Origin of the sequence: Candidatus Poriferisodalis sp. (assembly GCF_965215815.1) — a bacterium.
Classification (GTDB): Bacteria; Actinomycetota; Acidimicrobiia; order Acidimicrobiales; family Poriferisodalaceae; genus Poriferisodalis.
This window is the reverse complement of sequence record NZ_CBDCEO010000013.1, coordinates 1123608-1138623: the sequence shown is the minus strand read 5'-3', so window position 1 is coordinate 1138623 and position 15016 is coordinate 1123608. Positions and strand designations below refer to the sequence as shown.

Below are 15016 nucleotides of genomic sequence, written 5' to 3'. Positions count from 1 at the left end.
ACTGCGCTATGAAGCTCTGCTGGCGGTGAGGACATCCCTCGACGCTGCGAGAGTGAAGTCCGGCTGACAAGTGAGGCGCTGGGAGGCCTCCAAGTCAGCGGACCGGATCGTCGGGATCTTCGACGTCGCCGACAGCGGAAATCCTCTCGCTGATCGGCGCGGGATCGGGAGTCACCCGCCCACCGTCGTCTGGATCGGGAGTCACCCGCCCACCGTCGTCTGGATCGGGAGTCACCCGCCCACCGTCGTCTGGATCGGCTGCGGGAGCGAGTTCAGCGGCAGGGGCGGGGCGCAGGCCTACGAATAGTGCGGCTAGTGCTGCTAGGCCGACCACGATGCTGGTCCAGACGTTGATGCGCAGGCCGCCTAGCTCGGTGGCGTTGTCGATGCGGAGCAGTTCGATCCAGACACGCCCGGCGGTGTAGCCGAACACGTATGCCGCGAACAGGTAGCCGGTGCGCAGGCGGGGCAGCGCCTTGGGAACCACCCAGACGAGCGTCGCTGCCAGCGCCAGATTCCACAGGGCTTCGTAGGCGAACGTCGGATGAAACGTCTCTTCAAGGCCGTAACCGGCGACACGATGTGCCTGGTCGATCTCAAGTGCCCACGGAAGATCGGTGGGGCGCCCGTACAGCTCCTGGTTGAACCAGTTCCCCAGCCGGCCGATGGCCTGGGCCACAGCGAGCGCCGGTGCCAGTGCGTCGAGCATCGTCGGGGTGCTGTGCCCGCCGCGGCGCAGCATCCACACCGCTAGCAGGACGCCACCCGAGATCCCGCCCCAAATGCCCAGGCCGCCATGCCAGATCTTGGGAATGTCGCCGAGGCTGTCCCGATAGCGATCGAAGTCCGTGATGACGTGGTACAGCCGGGCGCCGACGAGGCCGGCTGGCACAACCCAGACCGCGAGCGTCCCGACAAGATCGCTCGCGCCGACCACGTACGAAGCGTCCTGGCCAGCAATAGCCCGGCGCCAGCGGCGGCTGGTGATCCACACCGCAACCAGCACGGACAAGCCAATAGCAACGCCATAGGCTCGAATGTCGAGCGGTCCGAGCGAGATGTAGCTGCGCGACGGGCTCGGGATCGCCGCGAGCGCACCAGCGATCGGAAAGAGAGAGCCAACAGCCATGACGCAGCAAGGGTACGCACAGTGGCAGGAAACAGAGGGTCGGCGGCTCAATGAGATCGCCGCCCGGGCCGACAGCACGCCCGGCGACTGGCAGCGGCCCATCCCCGAATGCCCCGGTTGGGACCTCGAGGGGCTGATCGGTCACTGCGCCGGAGTGTGGACGTTCGTCGGCTCCAGCATCGCCGCGGGCGGCCCCGTCGACCGCGACAGCATCATCCAGCCCGACTGCACGCTGTCGCAATGGCATGCCGATGCCCTCGCCCGCCTCACCGACGAACTCGCAGCTCGGAACCCCAGTGATCCCTACTGGAGCTTCAACCCCCGCGACCAGACCATGGGATTCTGGCAGCGACGCATGGCCAACGAAGCCGTGATGCACCGCTGGGACGCCGAATCCGCGTTCGACGGCACACCGAATCCGATCGATGCCTCCGCGGCCGTCGACGGCATCGACGAAGTCTTCGACTTCTTCCTGCCGGTGCGTCAGCCGACGGTCTTCGCCGGCAACGGCGAGACCATCCACCTGCACGCCACCGATGCCGACGGCGAATGGGTCATCACCCGCACATCCGAAGGCCTTGAGGTCGAGCATGCGCACCGCAAGTCAGATGTGGCCGCCCGGGGGTCAGCGCAGGACTTGATGCTGTTCGTATGGGGCCGCATGGGTCCCGAGACACTCGACACGTTCGGCAACTACGAACTGCTCGAGGACTGGCAACGCGAAGTGCGCATCTGACCGGCTGGGCTCGCTGAACTGGACCGGCACGGCAGCTCGGTTGCAATTGCGGCTGAGCTACAGGCGGGCGCCCTCGTAGGCAGCGGCGCGCACGCCACGTTCAGCCAACTCCGCTAGCCACGGCAGCGGTTCGTCGAGCATGCCAAGCCCCCACGCCCCCGAGGGCAGCTCGTCGGCCAGTGCCCATCCCGTGGCAGTCGCGGCCACCGCGGCCGCCGCCGCGCTCGGATGGTCGATTACACCGAGCACATCGGTGCAGTGGCGGCCGTCCCGAATGCCTCGCAACTCAACGCGCACTCCCCCAGGCCCGCCCTCGGGATGGGGTGGGCGCAGCATCGGCAGCATCGCCGTCAGGCGATCGCGGCGGGTGCCCGCAACACGCGCCGTCACCCGTTCGATGTCGTTGAATGCCGGCACCAGCAGCAGTGCGTCCGAGAGCGCAGCCCGGTAGCAGTCGTGCGCACCGAGCGGATCAGGAAACCACACCAGCTCCCGGCCCGAGCCGCCCCGGCGGCGGCGCCAATCCCCGTCCCGCCAGTCGATCGAGGTCCCAGTCCGGGCACGGTGCAGTTGGCGCTGGGAGGCAGGACCTCCCGTGCCCACACGAGCAATGTGAATCTCAGTCACCACGTCGAATTGCGCAGCGCCGTGGCGTGCCAGCAAGCAGCTATACCCGGGCGAGAAACCCGCCCCGACCACCACGGACTTCTTGGCGTTCTTGGCCCGCTTGTCGAGTTCAAGCAATTTCTCCACATCGGTGACGGCGCCCGAAAGCGACACCACGTGGGCGCCGCGCTCAAGGGCCTTCTCCGCCAGCGCAGTGTGGCCACCGCTCGGCAGGCTGAGTACCACGACATCGACTTCGGGCAACGCGCCCGGTTCCACGACCTCGACATCCACGTCAAGCAACTGCGAGGCAAACCCACGCAACCGGGCGGGGTGGCGCGAGCCCAGCACTAGGAGATCCACATCCTCTCGAGAGGCCAGCTGCCGGGCGATGCGCTGACCGACCGCTCCCGCGCCAATGACTGCTGCCGAGTTCATCGAAAAATCATCCGATCACCGCAGGTCGGGCCCAGAAAGCTCACGCCAGCTGCCCTCACGCCGAGGCACGTCTTGGGAAAAACGCAGTCGCAGAATGATGGTGACCAGCCCGCCGACGACGCTGGCGAGCAGCACTCTGCGAAGAAAACTCACCATGACCGCTTCGGATTGTGTGGGGCTAGATGGAATCGAACCAACGACCTCACCCTTATCAGGGGTGCGCTCTAACCGACTGAGCTATAGCCCCGCGAAGTCGCTCACACTACAGCCCGCCGGCGGGCATATCCAAGTGCGAACTCCCCTCGAGCACTCAGCGGGCAGGCGGGCGGCGCTCGTCCTCGAGCACCGTGACACGCACGCCGCCGGTGAGATCGCTGATCAGGTTGAACATGATTGCCATCACCACGTTGAAGGCGACACCGACGGTGGCGGCGATGAGACCGATGATCCGGGCGCGCTGGTAAATGACCATGCCGTTGATCGTCCAGCTCTCGTAGGAGCCCACTTCTGTGATGAACGATTCCACCTTGTCGACCAGACCCGACCGCTGAGCCGCATTCCACAGCAGCACGCCCGCGGCCACCACCGCTACGTACAGGCAGGCATAAAGCAGAGCCGACACCTTGAAGACCGACCAGGGATCGATGTGGCGAAGGATCCGGTGCGTCCGCCGCACTCGCGCCCGGCGCTGGCTGAGCCATTTCCAGCGGACGGGCTCCATTTCCTGCGCAGGGGGCGGGGCATCGTGGCCCGGCGGCGCATGGGATGGCGCAACCTGACCTGGCTGCGCATGGCTCGGCGCCTGCGGAATCTGGCCCGGTGGCGCGTGCGGTATCTGAGGGGGGGCACCTGGACCGGGCGACGCGGTGTCGGGCACCGGAGCACGGCGGCGTCGGGAGCGACCCGCCGGGGTAATGCCCAGCGCTTCAGCAAACAGCTCGTCGGTGGGAGTTGGTCCGCTCGGCTCCGGCGACGGCGGCGCCCCACCCGATGTCGGATCGGCCACGCTTCGCAGTGTAGGAGTCAGCCGCCAGACAGCCCGTCAGGGGAACCGGGCAGCCGGCCGGGCACCGGGCCCAACGACAACGGCACCGGCACCGGCACCGGGCCCAACGGCACCGGTAGCGGTAGCGGTACTTGTGCCGCCGCGGCTGCCGCCGCGCGCTGGCCGCCGAGCTCCACGACGACCTCGACTTGCACAGTGCTGCCACTGACGTGGAGATCAAAGGCGAGCAGTGTCCCGCCTGCATCGCGAACGACGGCCGTTGCCGCGCCGTCATCGGGCAGCACACCGTGGGGAACCTCGCTGAGATCCGCCACAGTCAGCGTCGCCAGCGCTGCCGCGTCAGCGGCGGCCTGAGCACGCGAACTCGCCAGCGCAGCATGACCCCAGCGAGCGACGAGGCCCAATCCGACCAGCAGCCCAAACGCCAGCAGCGCCACCGGCAACGCGGTCTGACCGCACTGGCTCTGCCGGAAACGCCGGACAGGCGAGACAGGCGAGACAGGCGAGACAGGCGAGACAGGCGAGACGTAAACAAGCACAGCCGACATCATCGAGCGACCTTATGCCGGTGGGCTCTCCTCGTCCGAAGAGATTTCGCCAGATTCCGTGCCGACATCATCGAGTTCGGGCTCGTCGACCTCAAGGTCGACAGGGGCAATCGCCACCACGGTCTCGCCGTCGCCCAGGGCCATTGCCCGCACGCCAGAAGCTGCGCGGCCCTGCTGAGAAATGTCCAACACGCGAGTGCGGATAAGCACACCGCTCGACGACACCAGCAGCACCTCATCGTCGGGGCCGACCAGTCGCGCACCCACGACATGAGCCTCGGCGTCCGGCATCTTGACAGCGATCATGCCCAGACCGCCACGTCCCTTGCACCTGAACAGCGCCGCAGCGGTGCGCTTGGCAGTCCCGGTGCTCGCCACGACCAGCAGGTCACGCTCATCGCCAGGCGACAGCGCATCAGCAGCAGCCACAGTGTCGTCACCGCGCAGGCGCATGCCCCGAACGCCGGCTGCAACTCGGCCCATCGAACGCACATCGTCTTCGGAGAACCGGATGGCCCGACCCGCTCGCGACACGATCATCACGTCGTCGTCGCCCGAAGTCTCGAGCACACGCACCAACTCGTCGCCGTCGCGCAGGCTCAACGCAATGAGGCCATTGGAGCGAATGTTCTCGTACGCGCTCAGCGCAGTCTTCTTGGCCAGACCTTGGCGCGTGATGAACATCAGGTACCGGTCCGAGGGGAACTCCCGCGCCTCCACCACCGCCTCGACGCGCTCGCCAGAGGCCAACTGCAGCAGGTTCACCAGCGCGGTCCCCCGCGCAGTGCGGTTCGTGAGCGGCACCTCGTAGGCCTTCAGCCGGTGCACCCGGCCGCGGTTGGTGAAGCACAGCAGCCATGCGTGTGCCGTTGTGAGCATCACACGGTCCACGACATCGTCTTCCTTGAGCCGGGCGCCTTGCACGCCACGCCCGCCGCGACCCTGGGTGCGGAACATGTCAGGCGAAGTGGCCTTCACATAGCCCTCGCGGGTGAGCGTCACCACCAACGGCTCGTCGTCGATGAGGTCCTCGGCGTCCATGTCGCCCGGGTCGAAGACGATCTCGGTGCGACGGGGAATTGCGTGATTTGAACGCAACGCGCTCAGCTCGTCGATGATCACCTGCCGCAGGCGCGCATCGTCGCCGAGGATGGCTTCCAGCTCGGTAATAGTGCGTGTCAGCTCAGCCAGCTCGTCGGTCAATCGGGTGCGGCCCAGCCGGGTGAGGCGGCTCAGCTGCATGTCGAGAATGTGGTTCGCCTGCTCGCCACTGAACGACATCGGCTCAGCGCACAGGCCCTCGAGCGCGGCAGCGCGATCCGCACTGGCGCGTATCAGGGCGATGATCTCGTCGATCAGGTCCAGCGCTCGCAGCAGACCTTCCACGATGTGCGATCGAGCACGCGCCACGTCCAGGCGATGCTGACTGCGCCGCGTCACCACCTCGATCTGGTGGTCGACATAGGCGACCAGCGCACTGCGAAGGTTCAGCGTGCGTGGCACCCCGTCCACGAGCGCCACCATGTTGACCGCAAAGCTGGACTGCAGCGGCGTGTGCTTCCACAGATTGTTGAGCACCACATTGGCCGGCGCGGACTGCCGCAGCTCGATCACGAAGCGCGTCTTGCCCTTTGCGGACTCGTTGCGCAGCTCGGTGATGCCGTCGATGACCTTGCGGTTCACCGCATCGGCAATCTTGCGCTCGATGCCCTCGACGGAGGTCTGGTACGGAATCTCGGTCACCACAATGCTCGACCGCCTGCCGTGGTCGACAATCTCGGCCCGGGCGCGCATCTTCACCGAGCCGCGGCCCGTCGTCAGCGCCTCGCGTGCGCCGGCTCGGCCCAGCATCCGGCCGCCCGTCGGGAAGTCGGGACCGTGCACGAACGCCATCAGGTCCTCGACGGTGGCGTCGGGATTGGAGATGAGATGGATCGTGGCGTCGATGATCTCGCCGAGGTTGTGCGTGGGGATGTTGGTGGCCATGCCGACCGCGATGCCCTGACTGCCGTTGACCAGCAGGTTCGGGAAACGTGACGGCATCACCAGCGGCTCGGTACGGGAGCCGTCGAAGTTGGCAGCGAAGTCCACCGTCTGCTCGTCGATGCCCTCGGCCATCGTCATGGCCAGGTTCGTCAAGCGACACTCGGTGTAGCGGTAGGCGGCGGGCGGGTCCGACGGCGAGCCGAAGTTGCCGTGCGGGTCGATCAGCTTGTTCGCCAGGCTGAACGACTGGCCCATCCGAACGAGCGCGTCATAGATCGAGCCGTCGCCGTGGGGGTGGTAGTTGGCGATGACATCGCCGACCACAGTGGCGCACTTCTTGTGGGGACGGTCCGGTCGCAGGCCGGTGTCGAACATCGACCAGAGGATCCTGCGATGCACCGGTTTCAGGCCGTCACGCGCATCGGGCAGTGCCCGGGACGTGATGACCGACATGGCGTAGTCCAGGAAGGACTGCTCCATCTCGGTCTGAATCTCGACATCCACCACGCCGATTCCAACGCCGGTGTCGGGACTGTCGGGACTCTCGGGACTGTCGGGTTGGTCGTCGCTCATGGGGTATCGGGCCGGTGATCCATCGCTGTGCTGGGCCTAGACGTCCAGGAACCGCACGTCGCTGGCGTTGTTCTGGATGAAACCCCGGCGAGCTTCCACGTCGTCACCCATGAGGATGCTGAAAATGAGGTCCGCTGAGGCGGCCTCCTCGAGCGTGACGCGCAGCAGGGTCCGGGTAGCCGGATCCATCGTGGTGTCCCACAACTCCTGGGCGTCCATCTCACCGAGGCCCTTCAGGCGCTGGAACTCGTTGCGGTGGTTGGTCCGCTCGGCAAGGAAGGCCGTCTTTGCGCGGTCGTCCTTGAGGTACACCGTCTCGGACCCGACCTTGGTGGAGTACAGCGGCGGCTGGGCGATGTAGACGCAGCCGAACTGCAGCAGATCGCGCATGCGATGGAAGAAGAAGGTCAGCAGCAACGTCCGGATATGGCTGCCGTCGACGTCGGCGTCGCACAACAGGATCACCTTGCGGTACCGCACCCGGTCGACGTCGAATCCGCCCTCGCCGGTCGCGCCGTCGACGCCGGCACCGATTGCCGAGATCAGCGCGCCGATCTCGTTGTTCTCGAAGATGCGCTCTGGGCGGCTGCGCTGGACGTTGAGGATCTTCCCCCGGATCGGCAGGATCGCCATGATGGCCGGATCGCGTGCCTCTTTGGCCGATCCCCCAGCCGAGTCGCCCTCGACGATGTACAGCTCGGACTCGTCGGGATCGCTGGATGAGCAGTCGGTGAGCTTGCCCGGCAGGCCGGCGCCCCGCAGCGCCGACTTGCGCACGGTGTTGCGTGCCTTCTGAGCGGCGACTCGGGCCCGGCGAGCGTCGACCGCCTTGCCCACAACCAGCTTGGCCTCGCTCGGGTGTTCCTCGAACCATTCGCCGAGCCCGCTGTAGGCAGCCTTCTGCACAAGGCTGCGCATTGCGGTGTTGCCCAGCTTGGCCTTGGTCTGGCCTTCGAACTGCGGCGACTCCATGCGGACGCTTACCACAGCAGTCAGTCCCTCGCGGATGTCGTCGCCCTGGAGGTTCCCATCGTCGGGGCGCAGCATCTTGCGATCGCGGGCGTAGGCGTTCACCGCCGAGGTCAGCGCAGAGCGGAACCCCTCAGCGTGCATGCCTCCCTCGATCGTGTTGATGCCGTTGGCGAAGCTGTGAATGCCATCGGTGTTGAAGCCGTTGTTCCACTGGAAGGCGATCTCCACCTCGTCGCCGGCTTCTGCCGCTGACAGGTAGCCGACACCGTCGAACAGCGCCTCGGACGTTTCGTTCAGATGCCGCACGAAGTCACGGATGCCACCCGGGTAGCAGAACTCGTGGCGTACGGGCTCGGCCCGCCGCTCGTCGGTGAAGGCGATGCGCAGACCCGCATTCAGGAACGCCATCATCTGCAGCCGCTCGGTGAGCGTCTGGGCTCGGAATTCGACGTGATCGAACACCGTGGCGTCGGGCTGGAAGGTGATGATGGTGCCAGTGTTGGCATCGGGCGAGGGGCCGATGTCGGTCAGCTTGCCGACAGGCTCGCCGCCGTCGCGGAACAACAGGCGCCAACGTCGCCCCTCGCGGTCGATGATGACTTCCAGCTCCGAGGACAGGGCGTTGACAACGGACACGCCGACGCCGTGCAGGCCGCCGGACACCTTATAACCGGCGCCGCCGAACTTGCCCCCTGCATGCAGCACGGTCAACACGACCTCGGCAGCTGACTTGTCGGGATACTGCGGATGGGCCTCAACGGGAATGCCTCGACCGTTGTCGGAAACGCTGCACGTACCGTCTGCCCGCAGGGTCACCTCGATGGAGGTGCAGTGCCCTGCCATGGCCTCATCGACGGCGTTGTCCACCACTTCGTAGACGAGGTGGTGCAGGCCTCCCGGACCGGTTGAGCCAATGAACATCCCAGGCCGTTCACGCACGGGCTCGAGACCTTCGAGCACCGTGATGGCATCGGCGTTGTAGTCGCCTACGACGGGACTCCTCGGCGTATCCGCGCTGTTGTTCGAGGCTGGCACGTTGTTGTTGGGCACTGGCGTGCCGTCGTCGGGCGCATCTGCGCCGTCCACTGGGGTCGCCGCGGTCGGCGCCAAGGAGGTGTCGGTCACTGTGCGAGTCGGGGTCTCAGGCGCGGCATGGATCAGCTCACTCTCCAAGTCCTGGTCCTGGTGTCCAACGGCACTCTTCCTAGTGCCTCAGTCTACCGGAGAGCAAGCCATTTTCGGTGCCAAAACGCCCACAGAAAGAGAAACAAAACCGCAGGTCACACGGGGTTTTTTACCTTATCCGCCAGGATGCACACGCAGGTGCAGTTCTGAGATGGTCGCAGCACCGGTTTCAGCGTTCAATGCGGCCAGAATCCGGCTGGAGTGATAGCGCAATTCCGTCGCCCAGGCGGGGTCGTCGACAACGACGATCAAGCGGCCGGCTTCGAGCCGCTCGGGCTGTGCGTGGGCCGCAATCGCCTCGCCCACGGCTTGGGCCCAACGCTCGCCCAGGTCGATCGCCCGGCCCCGCGAACCGAAACCAGAGGTAACGGCCCGCAGCGAGTCCTTGATCGGCCGAGGCTCGCGCCCAGTAGTGCCGTGGCGACGTCTCTTCATTTGATGCCCATGCTCGCATGCCCAAAGGCGCGCACCGATCAGTTGGTGCTCTCGCCGCGCGGAGCGTCTTGGGGAATCGCCTCACCGTCGCGGATCTGAATGTGGCGGCGAATCTCGATTCCGGGCGGCACGTGCCCGGTGGCCGAAGTCACCACGGTCTGTGCAGAAGGAAGGCAGCCGACGAGGCGTTGAGCGCGGCCCTCATCGAGCTCGGAGAAGACATCGTCAAGCAGGATGATCGGCTCGACCCCCCCGGTCTCGGCTGTGTAGCGGTGCTGCGCCAGCCGCAGCGCCAGCGCAATGCTCCGCTGTTCTCCCTGCGAGGCGTGCGTCCGTGCGGGCAGTCCGTCCAAGAAGATCTCCATGTCGTCTCGGTGTGGGCCCACTGTGGTGGTACCGCGCCGCAGATCGTCCGAACGCGCCTGGTCCAAGGCGGCGGCGAGCGTTCCATCGCGCCACGGAGCTGCGTAGGACAGCTCCAACTGAACTGTCGTCCCGGCAAGTCGGCAGTAGGCGTCCTGTGCAGGGGGCGCCAGTGCGGTGCACAGCGCGACGCGGCGGGCCGCGACCGTCTCGCCAGCAGCAGCGAACTGTGCATCCCAGACTTCCAGCGTGGTCAGGGCTTCGTTGTCGAGACGAGTGCCGGCCTGCTTCAACAGGTTGTTGCGCTGTCGCAGAATCCGTTCAAAATCGAGACGAGCCGCCCGGTACTCGCGATCGGTGGCGGTGAGCACGTCGTCGAGCAGTTCCCGCCGCACGGCTGGTCCGCCAGCAGGGATCGACAGGTCTGCTGGGCAGAACACCACAGCACTGACCACATCGGCAAGATCGCGCAGCGATCGCACACGCTGGCCATTCACCTGGGCCCGGGAACGGCCCGCGGCTGCAATCTCCATCTCCACCAGGTACTTCCGACGCTCCCGGCGGATCTCGGCGCGCACGTAGGCCCGCTCGCAGCCGGCCCGCACGAGAGTCTCCGCGTTCGCCCCGCGGAACGAACCCGAGCCATTGAGCATCGCGATGGCCTCGAGCAGGTTTGTCTTGCCGTGCCCGTTGGGCCCGACCACGAGCGTCCGGGTCTCGTCAAGCGACAGCTTCGTAGATCGATGGTTCCGGAAATTCTCGATGCTCAGCCAAGCAACGATCACAAGAGTTGGCTCTGCAGGCGGCGGTTCAGCTGACTACGACACCCGCACTGGCATCAACAGGTACAGAAACTCGCCATGGCCAGGCGTTCGAAGCACGGCGGGCTTGAGGGCATCGAGCCGGACCAGCTCGACGGTGTCGCCGCCAGCCGCTTCAAGGCCTTCGATCAGATAGTCGGGGTTGAAAGCGACCGTGGTCGGCGTTCCCTCGTACGTGGCGTCGATTTCCTCGCTCGCGCTCCCGACGTCCTGGGAGATGACGGTGAGCTCGATGCTGTCGTCGCGCAGTTCCATTCGCAGCGGCGCATTCGTGTCGCGCGCCAGCAAGCGGAGCCGGCGAGCCCCGTCGAGCAACGCGGCACGGTCCACTTCCAAGCGGTTGTCGTGCGAATCGGGGATCAATGGTTCATAGCTAGGGAAGTCGCCCGCAATGAGACGGCAGGTCACCTGGGCGGTTTGGGACTCGTCGGAGACTTCGAAGGTGACCTCACGTTCGCCCAGGCGCATGGTCACGTCCTTGCTGGGGTCCAAGATCCGTCCGAGCTCCTCGAGTGCTCGAGACGGAACGAGCACTTGTTGCCCTGGCGCCAGGACTTGAGCCTCGGGCAGGTCGCGCAGTGCCAAGCGGTAGGAGTCGGTGGCCACCAGGCGCAGTCCGTCTCCGCGAGCTGCCATGAGCACACCGGTCAGGATCGGGCGGGCGTCGTCGGAACTTGCAGCACGGACAACCTGGCGGAAGGCTTGCGCCAAGTCGACAGCGGGAACGGTCACGTTGTTTCCAGCCGGCTGCGCCAGTGTCGGGAAATCGGCTGTCGGCAGCGTCCGTACGGAGAACTGTGCCCGTGCGCCACTGATCTGCACTTCGTCGTCAGTCACTTCCAAGCTGATCTCGCCGGCAGGCAGCGCTCGGGCGATATCGGTCAGAAGACGAGCTGGGACCACGGTTTCGCCTTCGGTCTCCACCGGAGTCCGCAGCCGGGTCCGTACGGTGAGGTCCAAGTCGGTTCCCGTGACCGTGAGGCCTTCGCCGTCAGCACGCAGATGCAATCCGGTGAGTACGAACAAGCCGCCCCCGCGCGCATTGACCCCACGGCTGGCCAAGGTCAGCTGGTCAACCAGTGCGTCTCGTTCAATGCGCAATTTCACGGGCGGTTCTCCTTGGCCGTACGAGACCGATGAAACAGACAATCCTCAATGTGATGGTTGAGACTTATGCAGTAGTAGTTGTAGGGGCTGTGAATTGTGGACAATGAGCCGTTGTCGCAGATCAGCGCCATAAGGCCCATCAACAGTCTTGCTTGCCGCGTCCACAGCTACACCCTCCCTTTTCCTTGATCGATGGCGCGGCGGTGGATAAGTGCGACTTTTCCCGAGGGCTGTCGAGAACTTTTCCACTCGTTGTCCACAACGTGTGGAGACACCCTAGATCCACTTGTCGGCCGCACAGCGGACAGCGGATGTCAAGTCAGCCTCAGGCGGCTCGGACTCGCGCAATGAGCTGAGCTACCTGGTCGTACACCTTGCGTTCCGAAGGCAGGAGACCGTTGATCTTCTTGACAGCGTGCATGACCGTGGTGTGATCGCGGCCGCCGAACACGCTGGCAATGGCGGGGTAGCTCAGATCGGTGAGTTCGCGCATCACGTACATGCTGATCTGGCGTGCTTTGACCAGGCCTTGCTGACGGCCTGGGCTGGTGAGCTCGATCACGTTGTAACCGAACATGTCCGCGGTCATGTGCAAGATCCGCTCGGTGGTGATGGGTTTTTCCAGCGGTTCACGGATGTCGCTGAGGATTTGCTTTGCCATCTCGAGCGAGACGGTGCTGCGGGTGAGACTGGCGTAGGCGGTGACGCGGACCAGCGCGCCTTCGAGTTCACGGATGTTGTTGATGATGATGTAGGCGATGTGCTCGAGAACCTCGTCGGGCACATGCCTGTGCTCGGTCTTCTTGCGCAAGATGGCCACCCGGGTCTCGAGGTCGGGCGGTTGGATGTCGGTGATCAGGCCCCATTCGAATCGGCTGCGCAGCCGATCTGACAGCGTGGCGATGCTGCGCGGCGGGCGATCTGAGGAGATCACGATCTGCCGGCCCGCGACGTGGAGCGAGTTGAAAGTGTGGAACAGCTCTTCTTGCAGGCCTTCCTTGCCTTCCATGAACTGGATGTCATCGAGCAGCAGCACGTCGAGCTCGCGGTAACGCCGCTTGAATGCCGGCGTCGTGTTCATACGGATTGCTTCGATGAACTCTGAGAGGAAGGTCTCGGTCGAGACATACCGGACCCGATGCTCGGGCAAGGTCGTGCCCAGGAAGTTCACAATGGCCTGCAGCAGGTGGGTCTTGCCCAGTCCCGTGCTGCCATGAATGAACAGCGGGTTGTACGCGATCCCCGGAGTCTCAGCTACCGCGAGGGCCGCGGCTTGGGCGAACCGGTTGCTGCTGCCAGTGACGAAGCTCTCGAAGGTGTAGCGGGGGTTGGTGATGTCGACGCCCGCCACCCTGCGCGGCATTCCGGCGGGACCGGGCGACGCAGCGTCACTGGCTGAACTCGCGGCGGTTGGTGCAAGCTGGGTAGAACCGCTCGCTGGGTGCCATTCCTCGGCTTCGCTCGGGACGGAGGCATCGTCGTCGGGGACTGCATCGACGTCGTGTTGGTCCGCGTCGGTGCTGTCGAGATCTCCGAGCTCGGGACGGGTCTCGATCTCGTAGGTCTGCGGCCGGACTGGCAGCCGCTCGAAGGCGGCATGGAGCATGGGGATGTATCGCCGTTGGATGCGATCCCGGATCATGTTGCTCGGCGCGATCAGCACCGCCAGTTCGCCGTCGATGTGCAGCGCCTGCAGGTGGCGGAAGTAGCCCAACCAGAGTGCGTCCGAGACAGTCGTGCGGAGGATCTCCCGGCACTTCGACCACAACTCGTCGGTGTTCGCCCGCGTGCTTTCGGCCGCGTCTGATGGCTCCTGTGAAGTCACATGAGATTGCTCAAATGGGGCTGACTGCTGTGAAATGTGGGGTTTATCGTCAGGTGCGGGTGCTGCGGCACCCTCCTGCGGAAAACTCACCACAACAACCTCATTCGCCTGTGACTGTCTTGCACCCGGAGAACCCATTGTTCTCCAGCGAGCCACCAAGCGGCATCCGTGAAGTGAACTTATGGCCGCGCACCCACCGTCGCAAGCGCGTGTTGGTGCACCGCCATCATGTCGAAGATGACGCGAGCTCGACAGTTCATCGCCAGGCCCATAACACCCGCAAAACAGGCAGGTGACATGGTTGTTTGCGGTCCCGGCAACCCGCCCGACCGCAGCCAGTGACGGAGGGGAACAAGGTGGCGTGCTCGAATGACGCGCGCGAATACGCGCGTTGGCACGCGCGTCTTCGTGTTGCCCCCACCCCGGTGCCGCCTTGTGCCAGCACCCGTAGGCTGTCAGCGCTCTCGGGTCGACATTCGGGCACGCTCCGGTCGCCGCACCGCATTTGGCGGACCTGCCCGCGGCCTGAACCTCCAGGAGGCTGCAGCGTGAAGCGCACGTACCAACCCCACAACCGCAGACGGGCACGCCGGCACGGCTTTCGTCATCGCATGTCCACCCGCGCGGGCCGGGCAATTGTGAATTCTCGCCGACGCAAGGGCCGGCAACGGCTGAGCGCCTGATCGATTCGTGCCGCAGCAAGGCCGACTTCGCAGCGCTGCGACGCGGCCGTCGCTTCGACAGCGAGCTGCTGTGGATGTCTTTCGCAGCCGACGCCGGGCTGGCGCGGCCCCGTGTGGCGTTTGCGCTCAGCCGGCACGCCGGCACCGCGGTGGTGCGCAACCGGGTGCGTCGACGCCTGCGGGCCCTGTTTCGCGAACACGCGGACGACTTGGCGCCGGGCCGCTATCTCGTGGGCACGCGCGGAGCAGCCTCTGCGGTGACCTACCGGCGCGCCCGAGCCGAGCTGGCAAGGTTGCTGGAGACGGCGGGGGCCTTTCCGAGAATCAAGCGCACGCCGACGTGAGGACTGGACCCGTCGCACGAGCGCTGGTCGCTGTGGTCAGGTTCTACCGCGCACTCCCCCGCTCGAGGCCGCCGTCGTGCCGCTTCGATCCGACGTGTTCGCAGTACGCACTCGATGCCGTGCGGACCTGGGGTGCGGCACGCGGTGGTTGGCTGGCTATCCGGCGCATCTGCCGCTGCCATCCGTGGGGCGGCCGGGGCTACGACCCGGCACCGGAGAGAAGCGGCCGGGATCGCCGTGCGGATGCCGCTACTGGATC

General features: G+C 65.7%; 14 protein-coding genes, 1 tRNA gene and 1 pseudogene. 4 read left to right on the top strand and 12 right to left on the bottom strand.

The window, feature by feature from the left end; all coding sequences use genetic code 11:
* Positions 1 to 94: 94 nt before the first annotated feature.
* A complete protein-coding gene (lgt, locus tag ACOOHB_RS15245; protein ID WP_420445665.1) occupies positions 95 to 1129 on the bottom strand; it encodes a prolipoprotein diacylglyceryl transferase in 1035 nt (344 codons plus the stop codon).
* Between lgt and ACOOHB_RS15240 the strand changes: the two genes are divergently transcribed.
* Positions 1128 to 1865 (top strand): maleylpyruvate isomerase family mycothiol-dependent enzyme, encoded by a 738-nt coding sequence (locus ACOOHB_RS15240; protein WP_420445664.1) that lies wholly within the window; start codon positions 1128 to 1130, stop codon positions 1863 to 1865. The genes lgt and ACOOHB_RS15240 overlap by 2 nt on opposite strands.
* A gap of 57 nt (positions 1866 to 1922) precedes the next feature.
* Here the strand turns inward: ACOOHB_RS15240 and ACOOHB_RS15235 are convergent, their stop codons facing one another.
* From ACOOHB_RS15235 to dnaA, 11 genes are all read right to left on the bottom strand, one after another.
* A complete protein-coding gene (locus ACOOHB_RS15235; protein ID WP_420445663.1) occupies positions 1923 to 2909 on the bottom strand; it encodes a Gfo/Idh/MocA family oxidoreductase in 987 nt (328 codons plus the stop codon).
* A gap of 15 nt (positions 2910 to 2924) precedes the next feature.
* On the bottom strand, positions 2925 to 3062 hold the full coding sequence (locus ACOOHB_RS15230; RefSeq protein ID WP_420445662.1) for a hypothetical protein: 138 nt from the start codon (positions 3060 to 3062) through the stop codon (positions 2925 to 2927).
* 20 nt (positions 3063 to 3082) lie between these two features.
* Positions 3083 to 3156: transfer RNA gene (locus ACOOHB_RS15225), tRNA-Ile, on the bottom strand.
* Between the two features lie 63 nt (positions 3157 to 3219).
* Positions 3220 to 3915 carry a DUF3566 domain-containing protein gene (locus ACOOHB_RS15220; RefSeq protein WP_420445661.1) on the bottom strand — a complete coding sequence of 232 codons (696 nt, stop codon included), beginning with the start codon at positions 3913 to 3915 and terminating at the stop codon, positions 3220 to 3222.
* Positions 3916 to 3932: 17 nt separating this feature from the next.
* Positions 3933 to 4466: a pilus assembly protein TadG-related protein gene (locus ACOOHB_RS15215; protein ID WP_420445660.1), complete on the bottom strand. Its 534-nt coding sequence runs from the start codon at positions 4464 to 4466 to the stop codon at positions 3933 to 3935.
* 9 nt (positions 4467 to 4475) lie between these two features.
* Complete coding sequence (gene gyrA, locus ACOOHB_RS15210) at positions 4476 to 7022, bottom strand: DNA gyrase subunit A (protein ID WP_420445659.1); 2547 nt, start codon at positions 7020 to 7022, stop codon at positions 4476 to 4478.
* Positions 7023 to 7058: 36 nt separating this feature from the next.
* Positions 7059 to 9029 (bottom strand): DNA gyrase/topoisomerase IV subunit B, encoded by a 1971-nt coding sequence (locus ACOOHB_RS15205; protein WP_420446920.1) that lies wholly within the window; start codon positions 9027 to 9029, stop codon positions 7059 to 7061.
* Positions 9030 to 9293: 264 nt separating this feature from the next.
* Positions 9294 to 9614 carry a DciA family protein gene (locus tag ACOOHB_RS15200; RefSeq protein WP_420445658.1) on the bottom strand — a complete coding sequence of 107 codons (321 nt, stop codon included), beginning with the start codon at positions 9612 to 9614 and terminating at the stop codon, positions 9294 to 9296.
* Between the two features lie 38 nt (positions 9615 to 9652).
* Positions 9653 to 10762 (bottom strand): DNA replication/repair protein RecF, encoded by a 1110-nt coding sequence (gene recF / locus ACOOHB_RS15195; RefSeq protein WP_420445657.1) that lies wholly within the window; start codon positions 10760 to 10762, stop codon positions 9653 to 9655.
* A gap of 33 nt (positions 10763 to 10795) precedes the next feature.
* Positions 10796 to 11905 carry a DNA polymerase III subunit beta gene (dnaN, locus tag ACOOHB_RS15190; RefSeq protein ID WP_420445656.1) on the bottom strand — a complete coding sequence of 370 codons (1110 nt, stop codon included), beginning with the start codon at positions 11903 to 11905 and terminating at the stop codon, positions 10796 to 10798.
* Between the two features lie 325 nt (positions 11906 to 12230).
* Positions 12231 to 13730: a chromosomal replication initiator protein DnaA gene (dnaA, locus tag ACOOHB_RS15185; protein WP_420445655.1), complete on the bottom strand. Its 1500-nt coding sequence runs from the start codon at positions 13728 to 13730 to the stop codon at positions 12231 to 12233.
* Between the two features lie 548 nt (positions 13731 to 14278).
* Between dnaA and rpmH the strand changes: the two genes are divergently transcribed.
* The 3 genes and pseudogenes from rpmH to yidD all read left to right on the top strand — a co-directional run.
* Complete coding sequence (rpmH, locus tag ACOOHB_RS15180) at positions 14279 to 14413, top strand: 50S ribosomal protein L34 (protein WP_419551349.1); 135 nt, start codon at positions 14279 to 14281, stop codon at positions 14411 to 14413.
* A complete protein-coding gene (gene rnpA, locus ACOOHB_RS15175; RefSeq protein ID WP_420446919.1) occupies positions 14410 to 14757 on the top strand; it encodes a ribonuclease P protein component in 348 nt (115 codons plus the stop codon). The genes rpmH and rnpA overlap by 4 nt, the downstream gene beginning before the upstream one ends.
* A gap of 23 nt (positions 14758 to 14780) precedes the next feature.
* Positions 14781 to 14972, top strand: a pseudogene (gene yidD / locus ACOOHB_RS15170) (membrane protein insertion efficiency factor YidD); the annotation flags it as partial.
* Positions 14973 to 15016: the final 44 nt, after the last annotated feature.